The organism is Nonomuraea sp. NPDC048826 (assembly GCF_043198225.1).
In the GTDB taxonomy this organism is placed as follows: Bacteria; Actinomycetota; Actinomycetes; order Streptosporangiales; family Streptosporangiaceae; genus Nonomuraea.
Genome location: NZ_JBICUQ010000001.1, coordinates 438,844 through 459,573, shown reverse-complemented (window position 1 = coordinate 459,573; position 20,730 = coordinate 438,844). Strand labels below are relative to the sequence as shown.

The 20,730-nt window shown below is 73.0% G+C and carries 18 protein-coding genes and 2 pseudogenes; 12 read left to right on the top strand and 8 right to left on the bottom strand.

Features of this window, described 5'->3' with window-relative positions; all coding sequences use genetic code 11:
• Window positions 1-3 precede the first annotated feature (3 nt).
• The gene (locus tag ACGFI7_RS02495) at window positions 4-1,953 is read left to right on the top strand and encodes a beta-propeller domain-containing protein (protein WP_393398205.1); all 1,950 of its coding nucleotides are present in this window, start codon (window positions 4-6) and stop codon (window positions 1,951-1,953) included.
• Here ACGFI7_RS02495 and ACGFI7_RS02490 read toward each other — a convergent pair.
• Both ACGFI7_RS02490 and ACGFI7_RS02485 read right to left on the bottom strand, forming a co-directional pair.
• Window positions 1,948-3,684, bottom strand: a complete 1,737-nt coding sequence (locus ACGFI7_RS02490; RefSeq protein WP_393398203.1) for a glycerol-3-phosphate dehydrogenase/oxidase — start codon at window positions 3,682-3,684, stop codon at window positions 1,948-1,950. The two genes, ACGFI7_RS02495 and ACGFI7_RS02490, sit on opposite strands and share 6 nt — an antisense overlap.
• Before the next feature lie 44 nt (window positions 3,685-3,728).
• Complete coding sequence (locus tag ACGFI7_RS02485; RefSeq protein ID WP_393398201.1) at window positions 3,729-4,499, bottom strand: DeoR/GlpR family DNA-binding transcription regulator; 771 nt, start codon at window positions 4,497-4,499, stop codon at window positions 3,729-3,731.
• 128 nt (window positions 4,500-4,627) lie between these two features.
• Here ACGFI7_RS02485 and ACGFI7_RS02480 point away from each other — a divergent pair, with 128 nt between their 5' ends.
• From ACGFI7_RS02480 to ACGFI7_RS02465, 4 genes are read left to right on the top strand one after another with little or no spacing between them, the layout of a single operon-like run.
• Window positions 4,628-5,500, top strand: coding sequence for an SIS domain-containing protein (locus tag ACGFI7_RS02480; protein WP_393398199.1), 873 nt, complete (start codon window positions 4,628-4,630; stop codon window positions 5,498-5,500).
• Window positions 5,497-6,630 carry an N-acetylglucosamine-6-phosphate deacetylase gene (nagA, locus tag ACGFI7_RS02475; RefSeq protein ID WP_393398197.1) on the top strand — a complete coding sequence of 378 codons (1,134 nt, stop codon included), beginning with the start codon at window positions 5,497-5,499 and terminating at the stop codon, window positions 6,628-6,630. The genes ACGFI7_RS02480 and nagA overlap by 4 nt, the downstream gene beginning before the upstream one ends.
• Window positions 6,630-7,532, top strand: coding sequence for a 1-phosphofructokinase family hexose kinase (locus ACGFI7_RS02470; protein ID WP_393398195.1), 903 nt, complete (start codon window positions 6,630-6,632; stop codon window positions 7,530-7,532). The genes nagA and ACGFI7_RS02470 overlap by 1 nt, the downstream gene beginning before the upstream one ends.
• 12 nt (window positions 7,533-7,544) lie before the next feature.
• Window positions 7,545-8,372 (top strand): ketose-bisphosphate aldolase, encoded by an 828-nt coding sequence (locus ACGFI7_RS02465; protein ID WP_393398193.1) that lies wholly within the window; start codon window positions 7,545-7,547, stop codon window positions 8,370-8,372.
• Between the two features lie 8 nt (window positions 8,373-8,380).
• Here ACGFI7_RS02465 and ACGFI7_RS02460 read toward each other — a convergent pair whose 3' ends face one another.
• On the bottom strand, window positions 8,381-9,487 hold the full coding sequence (locus ACGFI7_RS02460; protein WP_393398191.1) for an alkene reductase: 1,107 nt from the start codon (window positions 9,485-9,487) through the stop codon (window positions 8,381-8,383).
• 117 nt (window positions 9,488-9,604) lie between these two features.
• Between ACGFI7_RS02460 and ACGFI7_RS02455 the strand changes: the two genes are divergently transcribed.
• Window positions 9,605-13,015 (top strand): BTAD domain-containing putative transcriptional regulator, encoded by a 3,411-nt coding sequence (locus ACGFI7_RS02455; protein ID WP_393398189.1) that lies wholly within the window; start codon window positions 9,605-9,607, stop codon window positions 13,013-13,015.
• Window positions 13,016-13,162: 147 nt separating this feature from the next.
• Here ACGFI7_RS02455 and ACGFI7_RS02450 read toward each other — a convergent pair.
• Window positions 13,163-13,387 (bottom strand): annotated as a pseudogene (locus tag ACGFI7_RS02450) (RidA family protein); the annotation flags it as partial.
• Window positions 13,388-13,581: 194 nt separating this feature from the next.
• Between ACGFI7_RS02450 and ACGFI7_RS02445 the strand changes: the two are divergent.
• The 4 genes and pseudogenes from ACGFI7_RS02445 to ACGFI7_RS02430 form a co-directional block, all read left to right on the top strand.
• Window positions 13,582-13,635: pseudogene (locus tag ACGFI7_RS02445) on the top strand (CGNR zinc finger domain-containing protein); the annotation flags it as partial.
• Window positions 13,636-13,749: 114 nt separating this feature from the next.
• Window positions 13,750-14,097 carry an ArsR/SmtB family transcription factor gene (locus ACGFI7_RS02440; protein WP_393399586.1) on the top strand — a complete coding sequence of 116 codons (348 nt, stop codon included), beginning with the start codon at window positions 13,750-13,752 and terminating at the stop codon, window positions 14,095-14,097.
• Window positions 14,094-14,537 (top strand): SRPBCC domain-containing protein, encoded by a 444-nt coding sequence (locus ACGFI7_RS02435; protein WP_393398187.1) that lies wholly within the window; start codon window positions 14,094-14,096, stop codon window positions 14,535-14,537. The genes ACGFI7_RS02440 and ACGFI7_RS02435 overlap by 4 nt, the downstream gene beginning before the upstream one ends.
• 11 nt (window positions 14,538-14,548) lie before the next feature.
• On the top strand, window positions 14,549-15,319 hold the full coding sequence (locus ACGFI7_RS02430) for an alpha/beta fold hydrolase (protein ID WP_393398185.1): 771 nt from the start codon (window positions 14,549-14,551) through the stop codon (window positions 15,317-15,319).
• 15 nt (window positions 15,320-15,334) lie between these two features.
• Here the strand turns inward: ACGFI7_RS02430 and ACGFI7_RS02425 are convergent, their stop codons facing one another.
• Window positions 15,335-16,453, bottom strand: coding sequence for a GuaB3 family IMP dehydrogenase-related protein (locus tag ACGFI7_RS02425; RefSeq protein WP_393398183.1), 1,119 nt, complete (start codon window positions 16,451-16,453; stop codon window positions 15,335-15,337).
• Window positions 16,454-16,456: 3 nt separating this feature from the next.
• Window positions 16,457-17,938: an IMP dehydrogenase gene (gene guaB, locus ACGFI7_RS02420; RefSeq protein WP_393398181.1), complete on the bottom strand. Its 1,482-nt coding sequence runs from the start codon at window positions 17,936-17,938 to the stop codon at window positions 16,457-16,459.
• A gap of 407 nt (window positions 17,939-18,345) precedes the next feature.
• Here guaB and ACGFI7_RS02415 point away from each other — a divergent pair, with 407 nt between their 5' ends.
• Window positions 18,346-19,359, top strand: a complete 1,014-nt coding sequence (locus ACGFI7_RS02415; protein ID WP_393398179.1) for a helix-turn-helix domain-containing protein — start codon at window positions 18,346-18,348, stop codon at window positions 19,357-19,359.
• A gap of 36 nt (window positions 19,360-19,395) precedes the next feature.
• Complete coding sequence (locus tag ACGFI7_RS02410; RefSeq protein WP_393398177.1) at window positions 19,396-19,773, top strand: DUF5319 domain-containing protein; 378 nt, start codon at window positions 19,396-19,398, stop codon at window positions 19,771-19,773.
• On the opposite strand, the gene ACGFI7_RS02405 is transcribed toward ACGFI7_RS02410, so the two are convergent.
• Together ACGFI7_RS02405 and ACGFI7_RS02400 are read right to left on the bottom strand one after the other, a co-directional pair.
• Window positions 19,734-19,889, bottom strand: a complete 156-nt coding sequence (locus ACGFI7_RS02405) for a hypothetical protein (protein WP_393398175.1) — start codon at window positions 19,887-19,889, stop codon at window positions 19,734-19,736. The genes ACGFI7_RS02410 and ACGFI7_RS02405 overlap by 40 nt on opposite strands.
• Window positions 19,886-20,521, bottom strand: a complete 636-nt coding sequence (locus ACGFI7_RS02400) for a sigma-70 family RNA polymerase sigma factor (protein WP_364030897.1) — start codon at window positions 20,519-20,521, stop codon at window positions 19,886-19,888. The genes ACGFI7_RS02405 and ACGFI7_RS02400 overlap by 4 nt, the downstream gene beginning before the upstream one ends.
• Between the last annotated feature and the right edge of the window lie 209 nt (window positions 20,522-20,730).

Here is a 20,730-nt window from a genome sequence, read left to right as displayed (position 1 = left end):
GGCATGAAGACGCTCACCCGCCCGGCCGTGGCCGCCGCGCTCGTCGCGGCCCTCGCCGCCTGCACCTCCGCCGCCCCCGGCGAGGCGCCCGCCACCCCGCGCACCCAGCCGCTCGGGGCGGTCCGCCTGGTCTCCTACAGCGACTGCGACGAACTGCTGTCCGGACTGCGCGAGAAGGCCGCCGCGAACGTGGGCCCGTGGGGCTTCGGCGGCCCGCAGATCATGTTCGCGGAAGACGCGGCGTCGGCCAGGGACAGCGCGGTCAAGCAGACCCCCGACCACTCGACCACGAACGTGCACGAGGCCGGCGTGGACGAGCCCGACCTGGTCAAGACCGACGGCGACCGCGTCTTCACGATCACCGGCGGCACCCTGCGGATCATCGACACCGCGACCAGGAAGGTCACCGCCTCACTCGACCTGACCCCCGGCGACCGCGGCTACGCCCCCGCCGACCTGCTCGTCTCCGGTGACCGGGCGCTGGTGCTGCTCCAGGGCGGCGGCATGGTGAGCAGCCGGGTCGCGGACGGCTTCGCCCCGCCGGGCGAGACCCGGTACGTGCTCGTCGACCTCGCGGGCGGGCCGAAGGTGATCGGCACGATCAAGCCCGAGGGCGCCCACGTGGACGCCCGCATGGTCGGCTCCACGGTCCGGCTCGTCACCCGCAGCCAGCCCGACATCGGCTTCCCCGAGGCCAAGACGAACACCAGCGACGCCGAGCGCACGGCCATGAACCAGGCCGTGGTGCGCGGCGCCCCGCTGACCGCCTGGCTGCCCGACGTCGAGATCACCGACGCCTCCGGCGCCGTCAGGAAGGCCACGGTGCCGTGCGAGCGGATCAGCCACCCGGCCGACTACACCGGCACCTCGCTGCTCACCCTGCACACGCTCGACCTGGCCCAGGGCGTCACCACCGCGGGTTCCGACCCGATCGCGCTGGCCGCCGACGGCGACATCGTCTACGGAACCGGCCAGAGCCTGTACGTCGCGAGCAACCCGCGCTGGTGGTGGCCGACCCGAAGGGTGCCCGTCGAGGACGCCCCGGCGACCGAGCCGTCACCGGAGGAGCCCACCCCCGGCGTCACCAAGGAGCAGGGGCCGCCGCCGGAGGAGACCGAGGTGCACCGGTTCGACGTCTCGCGGCCGGGCGCGCCCGTGTACGCGGCCTCCGGCAAGATGCCTGGCCGGCTGCTCAACCAGTACTCGCTGTCGGAGCACGACGGCCACCTGCGCGTCGCCACCACGTTCAACTCGGCCGACGGCCGGGCCAGCTCCAGCAGCGTGTACGTGCTCGACACGGCCGGCATGAACACCGTCGGCCAGGTCGGCGGGCTGGGCGAGGGCGAGCGGATCTACTCGGTCCGGTTCATCGGCCCGGTCGGCTACGTGGTCACGTTCCGGCAGGTCGACCCGCTCTACACGCTCGACCTGCGGGACCCGGCGGCGCCGAAGGTGACCGGTGAGCTGAAGATCACCGGCTACTCGGCCTACCTGCACCCGGCGGGCGACGGGCGGCTGATCGGCATCGGGCAGGAGGCGGACAAGGACGGCAGGACGCTCGGCACCCAGGTCTCGCTGTTCGACGTCAGCGACCCGGCCGCGCCGCGCAGGCTGTCGCAGATGTTCCAGAAGGCGTCGGGCTCCGAGGCCGAGTGGGACCCGCACGCGTTCCTCTACTGGCCGAAGACCGGCACCGCGGTCATCCCGCTCAGCAGCCACGAGGGCGGCCGGTTCCAGACCGGCGCCGCCGTCCTGAGGATCACCGACGCGGAGGTGAGGAGGACCGGCACGATCGAGCACCCCACCCGCACCGAGCAGGACTACACCTACCAGCCCGGCATCCAGCGCTCGATGGTGATCGGCGAGTCGATCTGGACGTTCTCGTACGACGGGGTCCAGGTGAACGACCTGGCCACGCTCGCCAAGCAGGCGTGGATCCCGCTCACCTCATGACGACTCGGGCATGGCCACCGGGACGATCTCGGGGGCGCCGAGCCTGATCGCGTCGGCCTCCTGGTCGGTGTCCTGCTCCTGGGACAGGCGCTCGGCCTCGATGCGCTTGGTGTAGTACTCCACCTCGCGCTTGACCTGCTCGTCGTCCCAGCCCAGCGGGCCGGCGAGCAGCTCGGCGGCCTCCTGGGCGACGACCAGGCCGCGGTGGAAGGTCTCGATGGAGATGTGGGTGCGCCGGGTCAGCACGTCGTTGAGGTGCCGGGCGCCCTCGTGGGTGGCGGCGTAGACGATCTCCGCCCGCAGGTAGTCGTCGGCCCCGTGCAGCGGGGCGCCCAGCGACGGGTCGGCCTCGACCAGTGCCAGCACCTCGTCGATGAGCGAGCCGTAGCGCTGCAGCAGGTGCTCGATCCTGGCCACGTGCAGGCCGGACTCGTGCGCGGTCCGGTGGCGGGAGTTCCACAGCGCCTGGTAGCCCTCGGCGCCCACCAGCGGGATGCGGTCGGTGCACGAGGGCGGCACCCGCTGGTCGAGCCCGTGGGCGACGGCGTCGACGGCGTCCTTGGCCATCACCCGGTAGGTCGTGTACTTGCCCCCGGCGATCATCACCAGGCCGGGCACCGGGTGCGCGACCACGTGCTCGCGCGACAGCTTGGACGTCTCGTCGGACTCGCCGGACAGCAGCGGACGCAGCCCCGCGTACACGCCTTCCACGTCGTCCCTGGTGAGCGGGACCGACAGCACCTCGTTGACATGGTCGAGCAGGTAGTCGATGTCGGCCCGGGACGCGGCCGGGTGCGCCTTGTCGAGGGTCCACTCGGTGTCGGTGGTGCCGATGATCCAGTGGCGGCCCCACGGGATGACGAACAGCACGGACTTCTCCGTACGGAGGATGAGCCCGGTGAGTGAGTGGATCCGGTCGCGCGGCACCAGCAGGTGGATGCCCTTGGAGGCGCGCACGTGGATCTGGCCGCGTCCGCCGACGAGCTCCTGGATGTCGTCGGTCCACACGCCGGTGGCGTTGACCACCTGCTGCGCGCGCACGTCCAGCTCGTCGCCGGACTCCAGGTCGCGCACCCGCACGCCGGTGACCCGCTCCCCCTCGCGCAGGAACCCTACGGCCTGGGCGCGCGGCGCCACGTAGGCGCCGTAGGTCGCGGCGGTGCGCAGCAGCGTCATCACGTAGCGGGCGTCGTCGACCTGGGCGTCCCAGTACTGCACCGCGCCGGTGAAAGCGGACCGCTTCAGCGCCGGGGCCAGCCGCAGCGCGCGCTTCCTGGACAGGTGGCGGTGGCCCGGCACGCCCCTGGTCAGCCCGGAGGCGAAGCCGAGCGTGTCGTAGAGCATCACGCCCGCTCCCACGTACGGGCGTTCCCACCCGAAGTGCGTCATCGGGAACAGGAAGGGCACCGGCCGCACCAGGTGCGGCGCGATGCGCTGCAGCAGCAGCGCCCGCTCCTGCAACGCCTCGCGGACCAGGTCGAAGTTGAGCTGTTCGAGATAGCGCAGGCCGCCGTGGATCAGCTTGGAGGAGCGGGAGGAGGTGCCGGAGGCGAAGTCGCGGGCCTCGACCAGGCCCACCTCCAGCCCGCGCGTGGCGGCGTCCAGCGCGGTGCCGGCGCCGACCACCCCGCCGCCGACCACCACCACGTCGAGCTCACGCGCGGCCATCGCCGCCAGTGCCGCGCTCCGCTCGACGGGCCCGAGCCGGGCCGCGCCTTTCCCCGCCGTCATGCGCATCTCCCCAGCGTTACGAGACTTGCGTCCATACCTACCCGCTATGCGCGGATCACCTTCACGCCCGCCTCGGTGAAGCGGGCGGCCTCGGCCTCGGGCAGCCGCTCGTCGGTGACGAGGGTGTCGATCTCCCCGATGGGGCAGATACGGGAAAATGCCCGTTTTCCCAGCTTCGAGGAGTCCGCCACGACCGCGACCTGGGCGGCCCTGCTGATGAGCAGGTGATTGACGTCGGCCTCGCCCTCGTGGTGCGCCGAGGCGCCCAGCTCCACGTCGAGGCCGTCCACGCCGAGGAAGGCGATGTCGAGCGTCACCTGCTCCAGCACGCCCGAGGCGAGCGGGCCGATGAGCTCGTACGACTGCGGCCTGGCCACCCCGCCGGTGACGACGATCTTCACGTGCTGCCGGACCACCAGCTCGGCGGCGATGTTGAGCGCGTTGGTGACGACGGTGAAGCCGGACTCCAGCGTCGCCTGCGTGGCCAGCACGCGGGCCAGCTCGGAGGTGGTGGTGCCGCCGTTGAGCCCGACCACGGCGCCGGGCTGCACCAGCTCGGCGGCGGCGGCCGCGATGCGGTGCTTCTCGTCGGCGTGCCTGGCGGTCTTGTAGCGCAGCGGCAGGTCGTAGCTGACGCTCTGCGCGACGGCGCCGCCGCGGGTGCGCATGAGCATCTGCTGCTGGGCGAGCTGGTCGAGGTCGCGGCGGATGGTCGCGGTGGAGACGTCGAGCGCGCCGGCCGCGTCTTCGACGGAGAGCCTGCCTTCTTGCGCCAGCAGCTCCAGGATCGCGTTCCACCGGTCGTATCGGGACACGATCACCCTCCCTTCGGAGATCCGTCAAGGGGGCAAGCGTGGCATACCCGCGCATCCGGGGCCACCACTGCCTATATTTGCTCATTTATGCTATAAAAAGTGCAGAAACAAGCATCACGGAGGTAGCGGTGTCCACCCATACCGAAGCCGAGATCGCGTCCCAGCCCGAGTGCTGGCGCCGCGCGGTCGCGCACGTCCCCGCCGACAAGCTGCCTCGTCCGGGCGAGCGGGTCGCCGTCGTGGGCTGCGGCACCTCGTGGTTCGTCGCGATGGCGTACGCGGCACTCCGGGAGGGCGCCGGGCAGGGCGAGACCGACGCGTTCGCCGCCTCCGAGGCGCCCGTCGGGCGGCGCTACGACCGGGTGCTGGCACTGTCCCGCTCCGGCACCACGACCGAGGTGCTCGACCTGCTGTCCAGGTGGGACGTCCCGGCCACGGCGATCACCGCCGACCCGGAGACGCCGATCATGCGGGCCGCCGACCAGGTGATCGTGCTCGACTACGCCGACGAGCGCTCGGTCGTGCAGACCCGGTTCGCCACCACCCAGCTCGCCATGCTCCGCGCCAGCCTGGGCGAGGACCTGGAGCGGGCCGTCGCCGACGCCGAGCGGGCGCTGGCCGAGCCGCTGCCGGACGAGCTGATCAGCGCCGAGCAGGTCACCTTCCTCGGCACGGGCTGGTCCGTCGGGCTGGCGCAGGAGGCCGCGCTGAAGATGCGCGAGGCGTCCCGCTCGTGGACCGAGGCCTACCCCGCGATGGAGTACCGCCACGGCCCGGTCAGCATCGCCGGCCCCGGCCGCGTCACCTGGACGCTCGGCCCGGCCCCCGAAGGGCTGCGGGGCCAGGTGGAGGCCACCGGCGGCACGTTCTTCGAGAGCGGCCTGGACCCGATGGCCGAGCTGGTCCGCGCCCAGCGGGTGGCGGTGGCCAGGGCGTTCGCCCGGGGGCTGAACCCCGACGAGCCCCTCCACCTCACCCGATCTGTGATCCTTTCTCCATGAGCCTTACTCTCGCCGACGCCCGCATCGTGACCCCCGACGGAGTGCACGAGGGGTGGCTGACCATCGAAGACGGCCGCATCACGCACATCGGCCACGGATCCGCCCCCCGCCCCGGCCACAGCCTGGGCGGGCGGCACGTCGTGCCCGGCTTCGTCGACCTGCACAACCACGGCGGAGCGGGCGGGTCCTTCCCGACCGGCGAGCAGGACCGGGCGCGCGACGCGGTGGCGCTGCACGAGCGGCACGGCACCACCACGATGGTGGCCAGCCTGGTCACCGACACCCCGGAGCGGCTGGCCGCGGCCGCCGCGTCGCTGGCCGACCTCTGCGACGACGGCCTGCTGGCCGGCATCCACTTCGAAGGCCCGTACATCGCCAGGGCGCGCTGCGGCGCGCACGACCCGGAGCTGCTGCGCGAGCCGTCGCCGGCCGAGTTCGCGGGGCTGGTCAAGGCCGGGCGCGGGCACGTGCGGATGCTCACGATCGCGGCCGAGCTGCCGGGCGCGCTCGACACGATCCGGACGGCCGTCGCCGAGGGCGTGATCGCCGCGCTCGGCCACAGCGAGGCCGACTACGGGCAGACGCTGGCCGGCATCGAGGCCGGCGCCACCGTGGCCACCCACCTCTACAACGCGATGCCGCAGCTCGGCCACCGCGCCCCCGGCCCGATCGCGGCGCTGCTGCAGGACGAGCGGGTCACGGTCGAGCTGATCAACGACGGCGTGCACGTCCACCCCGCCATGCTCCGGCTGGCCTGCGCGGTGGCCGGGGCCGGGCGGGTGGCCATGATCACCGACTCGATCTCGGCGACCGGGTTGAGCGACGGCGAGTACCTCCTCGGCCCGATGCGGGTGCGGGTGGTCGACGGGGTGGCCCGGCTGGCCGAGGGCGGCTCCATCGCGGGCTCCACGCTCACCATGGACGTCGCCTTCCGCAGGGCCGTGCGCGAGCTGGGCCTGTCGCTGCCCGAGGCGGCCTCCGCCACGTCGCTGACGCCGGCCCGCGTGCTCGGCCTGACCGACCGGGTGGGCTCGATCGCCCTCGGCAAGCTCGCCGACCTGGTGGTGCTCGACGACGACCTGGAGGTGGCCGGCGTGATGAGACGCGGCGCCTGGATCACGGAGCCCTGATGATCGTCACCGTGACGCTCAACGCCGCGCTCGACGTCACCTACGAGACGCCTCAGGTCTCCTGGGACGGGGTCAACCGCGTCGCCGCGGTCCACCGGCGCGCCGGCGGCAAGGGCGTCAACGTGGCCAGGGTGCTGGCCGCGCTCGGCCAGGAGGTGCTGGTCACCGGCCTGGCCGGCGGACCCACCGGCCGGGCCGTCGAGCAGGACCTGGACGCCGCGGGCCTGGCGCACGCCCTGGTGCCGGTCGCCGGGGAGTCCCGCACCACGCTCGTCGTCGCCGAGCCCGGCGCGCACACGCTCTTCAACGAGCCGGGGCCGCGGGTGGGCGAGGAGGAGTTCGCCGACTTCCTGCGCACGTACGAGGCGCTGCTGCGCGAGGCGCGGGCCGTCGTGCTGTCGGGCAGCCTCCCGCGAGGCTTGCCCGCCACCACCTATGCCACCCTGGCCGCACTCGCCCGCGACCAGGGCGTGCCCGCGATCGTGGACGCCGACGGCGAGCCGCTGCGCCACGCGCCCGACGGCCGCCCCGCCATCGTCAAGCCCAACGCCGAGGAGCTGGCCAGGGCCGTCCCGCACGGCACCCCCGAGGAGGGCGCCGAGACCCTGCGCGGGCGGGGCGCCGGGGCGGTGGTCGTGTCCCTGGGCGCGGCCGGGGTGCTGGCGGCCACGGGCGAAGGAACGTTCCGGGCGCGGATGCCGTACGCCGTCGAAGGCAACCCGACGGGGGCCGGCGACGCGCTGGTGGCCGGGCTGGCGCTCGGCCTGGTGTCCCCGTGTCCCTGGCCCGAGCTGCTGCGCCGGGCTGCCGCGCTGGGCGCCGCCGCGGTGGCCGCGCCGGTGGCCGGGGCCTTCGACGCGAGCGTGTACGAGGCCGTCCACCCGCTGATCGAGATCGTCTGAAGGAGACCCGTCATGCCGCTCACCGCCATCGGCGACATCGTCCGCCAGTCCCCCGCCGGGGTGGGCGCGTTCAACGTGATCCAGCTGGAGCACGCGACCGCCATCGTGGACGGGGCCGAGGCCCTCGGCGTGCCCGTGGTGCTGCAGATCAGCGAGAACTGCGTGCGCTACCACGGCGCGCTGGAGCCCGTCGCGCTCGCCTCGCTCGCCGTCGCCCGCGCCGCCTCGGTGCCGGTCGCCGTGCACCTGGACCACGCCACCGACCGCGCGCTGGTCGAGGAGGCGGTGGCGCTCGGGCTGGGCTCGGTGATGTTCGACGCCTCCGCGCTGCCCGACGAGGAGAACGTGGCCACGACCGCCGAGGTGACCGCGTGGTGCCACGCGCGCGGCGTCTGGGTGGAGGCCGAGCTGGGCGAGGTCGGCGGCAAGGACGGCGTGCACGCCCCCGGCGCCCGCACCAAGCCGCACGAGGCGGCCGACTACGTGGCCAGGACGGGCGTGGACGCGCTGGCCGTGGCCGTGGGCACCTCCCACGCCATGACCACCAAGGAGGCGGTGCTCGACCTGGCGCTCATCGCCGAGCTGCGGGCCGCGCTGCCGGTCCCGCTGGTCCTGCACGGCTCCTCCGGGGTGCCCGACGACACCCTGCGCGAGGCCGTACGGCACGGCATGAAGAAGATCAACATCGCGACCCACCTGAACAAGGCGTTCACCGGCGCGATCCGCGACCATCTGGCCGAGGACGCCAAGGTGGTCGACCCCCGCAAGTACGTGCGGTCCGGCAGGGACGCGGTCGCCCGCGAGGTCACCCACCTGCTCGGCGTGCTGACGTCCGCCTGAGCGCCGCGTCAGACGAGCTCTTCCCGCAGTACGGGATAGTCGGTGTAGCCGACCTCACCGCCGCCGTACCAGTGCTCCACGCGCACCGGGTTGAGCGGCGCGCCGCGCCGGAACCGTTCGACCAGATCGGGGTTGGCCAGGAACGCCCGGCCGAGCGAGATCAGGTCGGCGCCCGCCCCGAGCAGCCGCTCCCCCGCGTGCCTGCCCCCGTCGGCCGGGAACGGCGTCGGCCAGGGCAGCGCCGGGTTGGCGATCAACGCGGCCGGCCAGCCGCCGCGGATGCGGTGGAACAGCGGCTGGGCCGGGTCGGCGAACACGACGTGCAGATAGGCCAGACCCTTGTCCGCCAGCGCCCCGACGAGCGCGGGATAGACCCGCTCGATGTCGTGCTCCCGCATGGCGTTGGCCGTGACCCCGGGGGCGATCCGCAGGCCCACCCGCGCGGGGCCGATCGCGTCGGCGACGGCCTCGACCACCTCGACCGCGAAGCGGATGCGCCCGGCCACCGAGCCGCCGTAGGCGTCGGCGCGGCGGTTGGTGACCTCCGACAGGAACTGGTGGATCAGGTAGCCGTTGCCGCCGTGCACCTCCACCCCTTCGAACCCGGCGTCGACGGCACGCCGGGCGGCAGCGGCGAAGTCGGCGACGGTGGACCGGATCCCGGCGACGGTCATCTCGCGGGGCACGACCCCCGGCCTGGACCCCCCGGGGGTGTGGATCGGTTCGGGGAACGCCACCGGCGAGGGCGCGAGCGGCGTCAGCCCGCTGGTGTCCGGGTGGCCGATCCGGCCGCCGTGCTGCAGCTGCAGGAACATCGTGCCGCCCGCGGCGCGCACCGCGCCGGTGACCCGCCGCCAGCCGGCCACGTGCGCCTCGTCATAGATCGCGGGGATGTCGGGATAGGTCTGCCCGACCGCGTTCGGCGTGGTCGCCTCGGCGATGATCAGCCCGGCGGACGCGCGCTGGGCGTAGTACGTCGCCATGATCGGCTCGGGGACACCGCCGGCCGACGCGCGGTTGCGGGTCAGCGGGGCCATCACCAGCCGGTTGGGCAGGTGGAGACCGCCGAGCCTGGCGGGTTCGAACAGGCGGGAGGTGAACGCTGCGCTTGACATGGTCGTCGTCCGATCTCTCATGATCTGTGGGGCAGTGACGACTGTGCTCCCCGGCGCTTCGGAGTGGCTGACGGTCCGCTGACGGCCCGCTGCCCGGTCCTGTGTACGGTGGCCAGCGTGCGGTTCGGAGTGCTCGGTCCCCTGATGGTGGAAGACGACGATGGCCGCCCGGTCAAGGTCCTCGAAGCCAAGGTCAGGGCGCTGCTCGCCGACCTGCTCGTGCACGAGGGGCGGACGGTCGCCGCCGACCGGCTCATCGACGACCTGTGGGGGGCGCAGCCGCCGGGCAACCCCGCCAACGCCCTGCAGGCCAAGGTCTCCCAGCTGCGCCGGGCGGTCGGCCGCGACCGCGTGGCCCACCAGGCGCCCGGCTACCTGCTCCGCCTCGGCCCGGCCGACGAGGTGGACGCGGACCGCTTTCTGGCCCTGGTCGCCGAGGCCCGCTCCGCCGACCCCGCGACGCGGGCCGCGCTGCTCACCGAGGCGCTCGGGCTCTGGCGCGGGCCGGCGTACGCCGACTTCGCCGACCAGGAGTTCGTCCGCGCGGCGGCGCACCGCCTCACCGAACAACGTCTCGCCGTCGTGGAGGAGCAGGCCGAGGCCCGGCTGGCCGCGGGCGACCACCTCCTGCTCGCCGCGGAGCTCGACGGCCTGGTGGCGCTCCACCCGCTGCGCGAACGACTGCGCGCCGTCCAGCTCCGGGCCCTCTACCTGGCCGGCCGCCAGAGCGAGGCGCTCGCCTCGTACGCGGAGCTGCGCCGCCTGCTCGCGGACGAACTCGGCGTCGACCCCGGCCCGGAGCTGGCCGCTCTCCACCAGGCGATCCTCCGCCAGGACCCGTCCCTCGACCGGCCCCACATCCCGCACCCGGACCCGTCACCCGGCCCGCCTCACGCCCCGCACCCCTCACCCGGCACGTCCGGCCCCCTGCGCCAGGACCCCTCACCCGGCCCGCCTCACGCCCCGCACCCCTCGCCCGGCCCGATCCGCATCCCGCACCAGGACCCCTTACCCGGCCCGCCTCGTGATGTCCCCGGGCGTGATGTCCCCGGGCGCCCCCGGACCAATCTCCCGGCCCAGCTCACCGCCCTGATCGGGCGCGATCATGTGCTGGCGGAGGTCGACAGGCTGCTCGGTGGCGCAGGTCTGGTCACGCTGATCGGACCGGGCGGGGTGGGCAAGACGCGGGTCGCGGTGGAGGCCGCGACCCGGATCGCGGCGCGGGCACCGCAGGACGACTCGTCGCCCGGTCCGCTCTTCCCTGACGGGGTATGGCTGGTCGAGCTCGCCGACCAGCGCGGGGGCGTGGCCGACCTCGCCCAGGCGGTCGCGGCCGCCCTCGGTCTCGGCGGCGACCTCCCGGCCGGCACGCCCGGGGCGCCCGCCGACCGGCTCGCCGCCGCTCTGCGCGAGCGCCGGATCTTACTGGTGCTCGACAACTGCGAACAGGTCATCGAGCCTGCCGCCGAGCTCGCGGCTCTCCTCCTGCGCGCCGCGCCGGGGATCGGCATCCTGGCCACCAGCCGAGAACCGCTCGGCCTGACAGGCGAGATCGTGTACGCGGTCGAGCCGCTCCGACCGGCCGACGCGGTCCGGCTGTTCACCGAGCGGGCCACCGCCTCCGCCCCGGGCTTCGCTCTCGACGACGAGACCCGCGACGCGGTGGCCGAGATCTGCCGCCGCCTCGACGGCATCCCGCTCGCGCTCGAACTCGCGGCCACCCGGGTGCGGGGCCTGGGGACCCGGGAGCTGGCTGCGCGGCTGGAGAACCGTTTCCGGGTGCTCACCGCCGGGCAGCGGGGCGCCCCGGCACGGCAGCAGACCCTGCGGGCGATGATCGACTGGAGCTGGGGGCTGCTCGGTGAGCCGGAGCAGGTGGTCCTGCGCCGCCTGGCCGTGTTCGCCGGCGGTTGCACGCTGGACGCGGCCGAGGCGGTGTGCGCGGGGGCCGAGGTGCCGCGCGAGGACGTGCTCGACCTGGTGGCGCGGCTGGTCGACCGGTCCATGGTCGTCCTGGCCCACAGCCCGGCGGGGCCGCGCTACCGGCTGCTCGAATCGGTGGCCGCGTACGCGACGGAGCGCGTGCGCGAGGCGGAGGAGCTCGACGGCGTCCGCGAGCGGCACCTGCGCCACTACCTGGACCTCGCCGAACAGGCCGAACCTCGGCTCCGCGGGCCGGGGCAGCAGGCGTGGCTCGACCGCCTCGACGCCGAGGCCGCCAACGTCCGGGTGGCGCTCCAGGAGCCGGTCCTGCCGGACACGGCCGTCCGGCTGGCCACCGCCCTCTGCTGGTGGTGGCTGCTGCGCGGCAGGCTGAACGAGGGCCACCGCGCCCTGTCGGCAGTGCTCGCCGTCGCCCCCGAAGCCCCCGAAGCCCCCGAAGCCCCCGAAGCCGACGAGACAGCCGAGACCGCCGAAGCCCCCGAGACAGCCGAGACCGCCGAGCTGCGCGTGCTGTCAGCCGCGTTCGCGCTGCTGACCGGCGACCGCTCCAGCCCGGAGCCGCCGCCGTCCGCCGGGATCGACGATCCGGTACGACGGGGCCGGGCGCTGTGGCTGCACGCGTACGGCCTCTATCACGCCGGGCTCCCGGCCATCAGCCAGGAGGTCAACGCCCAGGCGCTCGGCCTCCTGACCGGCGATGCGTGGGGCACGGCGGCCACGCTCGGGCTGCGGGCCATGAACGCGCTGACCGGCGGTGACCTCGACGCCGTCGCCCGCGACGGCCTGCGCGGCGCCGCGCTCTTCCACGAGCTCGGGGACCGCTGGGGCGCGTTGCAGACCGTGTCACCGCTCTCCACGCTCGCCGAGATCAAGGGCGACTACCCCGAGGCCGCCCGCCGCCAGACCGAGGGGCTGCGGATCGCCCAGGAGCTGGGGCTGGCGGCGGAGGTGGCCGCCCGCCACTCCGGGCTGGGCCGGCTGGCCCTGCTCTCCCATGACTGGGACCAGGCCCATGACCTGCACGACAAGGCCCGGCGGCTGGCCGCGGAGCAGGGCTACGTCTTCGGCGAGGTGCACGCGGTCATGGGGCTCGCCCTGGGGTCCCGCCGCTCCGGCGACCTCGACGCGGCGGAGGCGTACCTGATCAGGCTTCGCGACGAGCTCCCGTCCTCGGCGGCCGGCGAGCACCTGCTGCTCGTGGAGCTGGGCTTCACCGCCGAGCTCCGCGGGGACGCGGCGCGGGCCGCGGACTGTCAGCTGCGCGGGTTGGAGGTCGCCTTCTCGTTCGGGGAGCCGCGGGCGGTGGCCCTGTCCTTCGAGGGGCTGGCGGGCGCTGCGGCGGTGTCCGGCGGCGCGAGCCGGGCCGAGACCGCGGTGCTGCTGCTCGGCGCGGCGGACGCGGCGCGGCGAAGCGTGGGCGCGCCGCTGCCGCCCGCCGAACGCGGTGACGTGGATCGGATCATGGCGGTGACGAGAGCCGTCCTGGGTGAGGCAGCGCACGCCGAGACGTTCCTGCGCGGCACGGCCCTCACCCCGCCGGAGGCCGCGCGTCTCGCCAGGACCACGCTGTCCGACGCGCGCTGACCGCCCCACGGGCTCAGACGGCCGCCACAGCGTCGGTCTCGACCAGCATCCCGGGCCCGAGCCCGGCGACGAAGTGGACCGTGATCGCCGGTGGCGGATCGTCCCGGTTCCACACCTCCTGGAAGCGGCCACCCCCTCGTCGAACGACGTGCCCTGCACCGCGGCGATCCGCCAGTGCACGACGTCCGCCAGGCTCGCGCCCTCGCTCTCCAGGATGGTCGCGATGTTGCGGAACGCCCGCGTGGCCGGTTCCTTGAGCGTCGGGCCGACGACCTTGCCCTGGTCGTCGACCCCGTTCTGGCCGCCGATGTCGATCGTCTTCGCGGGTTGCTCGACCACGACGGCCTGGCTGAAGGCCGGACTCCGGTGCAGCCCCTCGGGGTTGGCTGACGGTCCCCGCGTCGGCCCGCGACCTGACCGCCGCCAAGACCCTGCGCCAGGCGATCTGGGACGCCGCCGGTGCGCGCGACGCAGGCGCTGTCCAACCTGGCGCGGGAGATGATCGAGCTGCTGTCCGGCCCGCTCGCCGAGCGCTTCCGCGAGTGCGCGAGCGACACCCCTACCCCATGGTGTTCGTCGACACCTCCCGCCCCGGGGCCAGGCGCTGGTGCGCGATGGAGCGCTGCGGCAATCGCAACAAGTTCAGGGAGCACCGCGCCCGCCGGGCCCCCGGCACGCGTCCTTTTGCAACCGAATGGTTGTGCAAGCTAGAGGTTGTGGATAGGCTCCGAGGCGTGACCGTAGCCGAAGACGAGCTGACCCTGGTGTTCTCCGCGCTCGCCGACCCGACCCGCCGGGCCATCCTGGAGCGCCTGGCCCAGGGCGAGGCGACCGTGGGCCAGCTCGCCGAGCCCTTCGCGATGACCCAGCAGGCCGTCTCCAAGCACCTCAAAGTGCTCGAACACGCCCGCCTGATCACCCGCACCCGCTCCGCCCAGTCGCGTCCGTGCGTCCTCGACACCGAGCGGCTCGACACCGCCGCCGGGTGGATCGCCCGTCACCGCCAGGTCTGGGCCGACCGCCACGACCGGCTCGACGAGCACCTGGCCGCGCTGCGGCGTCAGGGAGGCGCGACGCCATGACCGAGACGGGCGAGATGACCTACCGACGCGTCCACCGCGCCTCACCCGAGCTGCTGTTCGACTGCATGACCAGCCCCGAGCACCTCACCCGTTTCTGGGGCCCGGCCGGGACGATCACCCCGGCCGACGGCATCGTCGTCGACCTCCGGCCCGGCGGCGCCTTCGAGACCACCATGGTCAGCGACGCCGGCGACGGCACGTACACGATGAAAGCCACCTACGTCGAGGTGCGCCGCCCCGAGCGGCTGGTGTGGATCGAGCCCGGCGTCGAGGGCGGCATGAAGACCACGATCACCTTCCGCGACCTGGGCGACGGCCGCACCGAGGTGATCACCCACCAGACCAACGTGCCGGCCGCCTACCTCAGCGCCGAGGCGCGGGCGGGCTTCGCCACCAGCCTCGACCGCTTCGACGCCTACGTGGCCGGCCTCACCGAGTGAAGGACACCACCATGCCCGAGATCACCTCACCCGACGGCACCGTGATCGGCTACGAGCGCTCCGGCGACGGCCCCGCGCTCATCCTGGTCGACGGCGCCATGTGTGACCGCGCCGCGGGCCCGATGCGCCCGCTCGCCGCCCTGCTCAGCTCGTCGTTCACGGTCTACGCCTACGACCGGCGCGGGCGCGGCGAGAGCACCGACACCCTGCCGTACGCGCCCGCCCGCGAGGTCGAGGACCTCCAGGCGCTCATCGCCGAGGCGGGCGGCGAGGCGTACGTCTACGGCATCTCCTCCGGCGCGGCCCTCGCCCTGCGAGCCGCGGCGACCGGCCCCGGCATCACCAGACTCGCCCTCTACGAGCCGCCGTTCATCGAGGGCCCCGGCAACGCCGCATACACCGCCCGCCTGCGCGAGCTGCTCGCCGCCGGACGCGCGGGCGACGCCGTCGCGCTGTTCATGGCCCACGTCGGCATGCCGCCCCAGGCCGTCGACGGCATGCGCGCCCAGCCGATGTTCGCCGTGCTGGAGGCCATCGCGCCGACGCTCGCGTACGACGACGAACTGCTCGGCGGCGGCCGGGTGCCGGGCGACCTGGCGTCGGCGATCACGGTGCCGACCCTGGTCCTCTCCGGCGGCGCCGGCCCCGACGAGCTGCAGGGGGCCGCCAAGGCCACCGCGGACGCCATCCCGACGGCGGAGCACCGCACCCTGGACGGCCAGACCCACGACGTCCAGGCCGACGCGCTCGCCCCGGCCCTGACCGCCTTCTTCTCCGGCTGAGAGCGTGGCGCGCCGTTACTGGGTCGGCGCGACCACGACCTCCACCCGCTGGAACTCCTTGATGTCGGAGTAACCAGTGGAGGCCATCGTCCGCTTCAGCGCGCCCATGAGGTTCATCGACCCGTCGGCCACGCTCGACGGGCCGTGCAGGATCTGCTCCAGCGTGCCCACCGAGCCGAACCCGACCCGGCGCCCGCGCGGCAGGTCGGGGTGGTGCGCCTCGGAGCCCCAGTGGAACCCGCGCCCCGGCGCCTCGGTGGCCCTGGCCAGCGGCGAGCCCACCATGACGGCGTCGGCCCCGCAGGCGATGGCCTTGGCGATGTCGCCGGAGGTGCCCATGCCGCCGTCGGCGATGACGTGCACGTAGCGGCCGCCGGACTCGTCCATGTAGTCGCGGCGGGCCGCCGCCACGTCGGAGATCGCGGTCGCCATCGGCACCGCCACGCCCAGCACGTTGCGGGTCGTGTGGGAGGCGCCGCCGCCGAAGCCGACCAGCACGCCCGCGGCGCCGGTGCGCATCAGGTGGAGCGCGGCGGTGTGGGTGGCGCAGCCGCCGACGATGACCGGCACGTCGAGCTCGTAGATGAACTGCTTGAGGTTCAGCGGCTCGGCCCGGCCGGAGACGTGCTCGGCGGAAACCGTGGTGCCGCGGATGACGAAGATGTCGACACCGGCGTCGATCACCGCCTTGTGGTACTGGACGGTGCGCTGCGGCGACAGCCGGACGGCGGTGGTCACCCCGGCGGCCCTGATCTCCTCGATGCGCCGCCCGATCAGCTCCTCCTTGATCGGGGCCGCGTAGATCTCCTGGAGCCGCTTGGTGGCCGCCTCGGCGCTGAGGGAGGCGCACTCCTCCAGCAGCGAGGTCGGGTCGTCGTACCGGGTCCAGAGACCTTCGAGGTCGAGCGGGGCGAGACCGCCGAGCCGGCCGATCTCGATCGCGGTGGCGGGCGAGACGACGCTGTCCATCGGCGCGACGACGACGGGCAGCTCGAACCGGTACGCGTCGATCTGCCAGGCGATCGAGACCTCTTCCGGGTCGCGGGTGCGCCGCGAGGGCACGAGGCCGATCTCGTCGAGCGAGTACGCCCGGCGGCCCGACTTGCCCCGGCCGATCTCCACCTGCTGAGTCATTGATTACCTTCTGTGATAGTTAGGAGCTTCCACGGTCATCTGGATGTCGTGGGGGTGGCTCTCCTTGAGGCCCGCCGCGGTGATGGGCATCAGCTCGCAGCTGGTGTGCATCTGCTCGATGGTGCGGCAGCCCGCGTACCACATGCCCTGGCGCAGCCCGCCGACGAGCTGGTGGGCGACGGCGGCGACCGGCCCGCGGTAGGGCACCTGACCCTCGATGCCCTCGGGGATGTACTTGTCCTCGCCGCCGACCTCGGCCTGGGCGTAACGGTCCTTGCTGAACGAGGTGCCGCCGCGCTCGCGGTTGCGCACCGCGCCGAGCGAGCCCATGCCGCGGTAGGACTTGAACTGCTTGCCGTTGATGAAGATCAGCTCGCCCGGCGACTCCTCGCATCCGGCCAGCAGCGAGCCGAGCATGACCGAGTCGGCGCCGGCCGCGATGGCCTTGGCGATGTCGCCGGAGTATTGCAGCCCGCCGTCGCCGATGACCGGCACGCCCGCCGGGGCGCAGGCGAGCGACGCCTGGTGGATGGCGGTGATCTGCGGCGCGCCCACGCCGGCGACCACCCGGGTGGTGCAGATGGAGCCGGGGCCCACGCCCACCTTGACCGCGTCGGCGCCGGCGTCGACCAGCATCTGGGCACCGGCCCTGGTGGCGATGTTGCCGCCGATGACGTCGACCTTGGCGTTGGCCTTGATCTTGGCGATCATGTCGGCCAGGCCCTTGGAGTGGCCGTGGGCGACGTCCACCACGACGACGTCGACCCCGGCCTCGATCAGCGCCTTGGCCCGCAGCTCGGCGTCACCGCCGACGCCCACGGCGGCGCCGACCACCAGCCGGCCGTCGGAGTCCTTGGTGGCCAGGGGGTACTGCTCGCTCTTGGTGAAGTCCTTGACCGTGATGAGGCCGCGCAGCCTGCCGTCGGGGTCGACCAGGGGAAGCTTCTCGATCTTGTTGCGCCGCAGCAGGCTGAAGGCCTCGTCACGGGACACCCCGACCGGGGCGGTCACCAGCGGCATCTTCGTCATGACCTCGCGGACGGGGCGCGCGTGGTCGGTCTCGAAGCGCATGTCGCGGTTGGTCACGATGCCGACGAGGATGCCCGTCGTGTCGGTGACCGGCACCCCGGAGATGCGGTAGGTGGCGCACAGCCGCTCGACGTCGGCGAGCGTGTCGTCGGGGTTGCACGTCACGGGGTTGGTGACCATGCCGGCCTCGGACCGTTTGACCAGGTCGGCCTGCTGGGCCTGCTCCTCGACGGACAGGTTGCGGTGCAGGATGCCGATGCCGCCCTGGCGGGCCATGGCGACGGCCATGCGCGCCTCGGTCACGGTGTCCATGGCGGCGGAGACCAGCGGGATGTTGAGCGTGATGCCGCGCGAGAGCCGGGTCGCGGTCTCGGCCTCGCCCGGCTGGAGATCCGAGTACGCCGGAACCAACAGCACGTCGTCGAATGTCAGACCCGTCTGCGTGAACTTGGACATGCCGCGGCCCCTCCCCTGCCTCGCCTGATTAGGCCAAGTCTAGAGGGTGACTGCAAAACGCACGGATGCCGGGAGGACGAGGACCCCCACGGTTCGTCGTACTCCCGGCATCGAAAGAGCCGGAGGGCGGACGGTCGGTGTCACCGCCCACCCTCCGGCCACCGGCACCCGGGTCGGAGAGCGCGCGCCCTGCCACCGAACCCCCCTCCGCGTCCTGATGGCTGGCACTGCTCCGGCCGCACAAGGAGCACCGACGCTCTGTTAAGCCTGCGTCACTCTTCGGCATACCGCAACGTGAAAACGTGCAATTGCACGAAGTTGCACCGCCTCCGGCACAACCGGCGGACAAGGGCGCCATGCCGGGTTATCCTCACGGCACGCCGTATCCCCCAACGGAGCCCGCCACGATGCGCAACGAGCAGCAGAGTCTGGCCGATCCGCTCGAAACGCTGGGTCTGGATCCCACCCAGAGGGCCCTCTACACGGCGATCCTGCGCCTGCACCGCGCCACCCGCAGTCAGCTGGCCGAGGCCATGAACGGCCCCGTCGACACGGTGGGCAGCCAGCTCGACGACCTGGTCAGGCTGGGGGTGGTCGACGAGCAGTCGGGCGAGTATCTCGCCCGGCATCCCGCGGCCGCGCTGGGCCGGCTGGTGGCGCAGCGGCTCGACCGGCTGGCCGAGGAGAGCCGCAGGATCGACAGCGCGCTGGGCTCCATCCGCACCCTGATCCGCGACTACGACATGGGGCGCGACTACCGCAGCGGCCCGTTCCCCGTCGAGCTGGTCAGCGGAGCCGACGTGCTGTACGAGAGCGTCATGGGCATGGCGGTGCAGGCGCCGCCGCTCACCTTGCTGGTCGCGATCCCCGACGGGCGCACGATGACCGACTTCGCCCGCAAGTTCGCCGACCTGTGGATCGACGCTCAGGAGCGCGGCCTGATGGAGGTGCGCGCCATCGTGCCGGTCGGGGTGCTGCCGCTGCCGGGGGTACGCGACGCGATGACGCGCGTGATCGAGGCCGGGGGCAGCATGCGCACGCTGGACCGGGTGCCGAGCTGGTTCATGACGGCCGGGCCGGAGGCGGCCGGCCTGCCCGCCCGCTGGGGCGGCAACCTGCCCGAGCTCGCGTACAACTTCTACCTGCTCCGCACCCCGATCGTGGTCGGCATGCTGACCTCGCTCTTCGAGGAGCTGTGGAGCCGGGCGGTCCCGCTGCCGTGGGGCCGCAGGGGCGACGCCACGGTCCAGGTGGTCCGCCTGGCCGCGCAGGGCCTGTCCGACGAGACGATCGCGCGCCAGCTCGGCGTGTCGGTCCGTACGGTGCGCGCGAGGTTCGCCGAGGCCATGGCGGAGCTGGGCGCGCAGTCACGCTTCCAGGCGGGTGTGGAGGCGGCCCGGCGCGGATGGCTGGGTCAATGACCACCGCAGCCGCCGCCTCGGTCATATGGTGGGAAGGTGCCGGAAGACGTGCCCCGCGACCCGTTCGCGGATGATCCCAACGACCCGTCGTCCGCGATGGGCCGGCTCGACGACGCCGAGCCGCTGACCGCCGAGGAGCGCGACGAGGCGATCACCGACCTGGCCGACGTGGAGGTCTTCCGCTCCCTGCTGGAGCCGCAGGGGGTGCTGGGGCTGGTGCTCGACTGCCCGGAGTGCGGCGAGCAGCACTTCTTCGACTGGGATCTGCTGCGCGGCAACCTGCGCCAGATGATCGAGCAGGGCCGGCCCCAGGTGCACGAGCCCGCCTTCCACCCTGACCCGGCCGACTACGTCACCTGGGAGTACGCCAGAGGTTACGTCGACGGTGTCATCGACACCGAGGAACGCCGCTGATCGAGGACCTCGCCGACGAGGATGGCGAGCACCCGCGCGGCGGGGTCGTCGCGGTCGGGCGGCTCTCCGGCGGCGAGCGCGTCCAGCAGCGCGTCGCTCTCTTCCTCTGGCGTCAAGCGGACTCCAGCTCGGCCATCTGCCTCAGCCTGGCGAGCGCCCGGTGCTGGGCGACGCGTACGGCGCCTGGTGACATGCCGAGTACATTACCGGTCTCCTCGGCCGACAGCCCAGACACCACCCGCAACAGCAGCAGCTCACGTTGGTTCTGCGGCAGCCGCGCGAGCAGCCGGCGGGCGTGCTCGACCTCGATGTAGCGGACGACGGTCTCCTCCGGCCCCGGCCCGTCGTCGGGCCCGTCGGGCAGGTCCTGCGTCGGCACGGCCGAGCGCACGGAGCTGCGCAGCGCGTCGGCCACCTTGTGCGAGGCGATGCCGAACACGAACGACGCGAACGGCCGCCCCATGTCGCGGTATCGCGGCAGCGCGGACAGGACCGCGATGCACACTTCCTGAGCCACGTCATCGGCGATGTGATATTGCCCTGACACCCTGCCCAGCCTGGCGCGGCAATAGCGCACCACCATCGGACGCAACTCGCCGAGCAAGGATTCGATCGCACTGCGATCACCCTGCACGGCGAGGCTCGTCAGTTCTCTTAGGTCGGAGTCATCCGTCCGTGCCGGAAGTCTCGACGCGAGCCTTACCCCAATTTTGGCGTCGGCGACGCTTCCCTCGCTCACGATAGGCATGATGCCCGCGTTGATCCGGCCTGTCGTCATGGCGAACGGCTACGGATTGGTCACATTGACGCGACGATAACTCTCGGTAATCACTTGATCACACTAAGCCTTTGAGTGTGACGCGATATTTCATCGAATAACCCGCTATGCACGACATTTGTCAGACGGAGACGCATAGCACCGGCAGATGGTTTACCCAATTTATCCGACATTCTCCA

Coding starts and splice junctions, on each gene's coding strand:
- ACGFI7_RS02495 (WP_393398205.1), top strand. CDS start 4: ATGAAGACGCTCACCCGCCCGGCCGTGGCCGCCGCGCTCGTCGCGGCC.
- ACGFI7_RS02490 (WP_393398203.1), bottom strand. CDS start 3,684: ATGACGGCGGGGAAAGGCGCGGCCCGGCTCGGGCCCGTCGAGCGGAGC.
- nagA (WP_393398197.1), top strand. CDS start 5,497: ATGAGCCTTACTCTCGCCGACGCCCGCATCGTGACCCCCGACGGAGTG.
- ACGFI7_RS02470 (WP_393398195.1), top strand. CDS start 6,630: ATGATCGTCACCGTGACGCTCAACGCCGCGCTCGACGTCACCTACGAG.
- ACGFI7_RS02465 (WP_393398193.1), top strand. CDS start 7,545: ATGCCGCTCACCGCCATCGGCGACATCGTCCGCCAGTCCCCCGCCGGG.
- ACGFI7_RS02460 (WP_393398191.1), bottom strand. CDS start 9,487: ATGTCAAGCGCAGCGTTCACCTCCCGCCTGTTCGAACCCGCCAGGCTC.
- ACGFI7_RS02435 (WP_393398187.1), top strand. CDS start 14,094: ATGACCGAGACGGGCGAGATGACCTACCGACGCGTCCACCGCGCCTCA.
- ACGFI7_RS02430 (WP_393398185.1), top strand. CDS start 14,549: ATGCCCGAGATCACCTCACCCGACGGCACCGTGATCGGCTACGAGCGC.
- ACGFI7_RS02425 (WP_393398183.1), bottom strand. CDS start 16,453: ATGACTCAGCAGGTGGAGATCGGCCGGGGCAAGTCGGGCCGCCGGGCG.
- guaB (WP_393398181.1), bottom strand. CDS start 17,938: ATGTCCAAGTTCACGCAGACGGGTCTGACATTCGACGACGTGCTGTTG.
- ACGFI7_RS02415 (WP_393398179.1), top strand. CDS start 18,346: ATGCGCAACGAGCAGCAGAGTCTGGCCGATCCGCTCGAAACGCTGGGT.
- ACGFI7_RS02400 (WP_364030897.1), bottom strand. CDS start 20,521: ATGCCTATCGTGAGCGAGGGAAGCGTCGCCGACGCCAAAATTGGGGTA.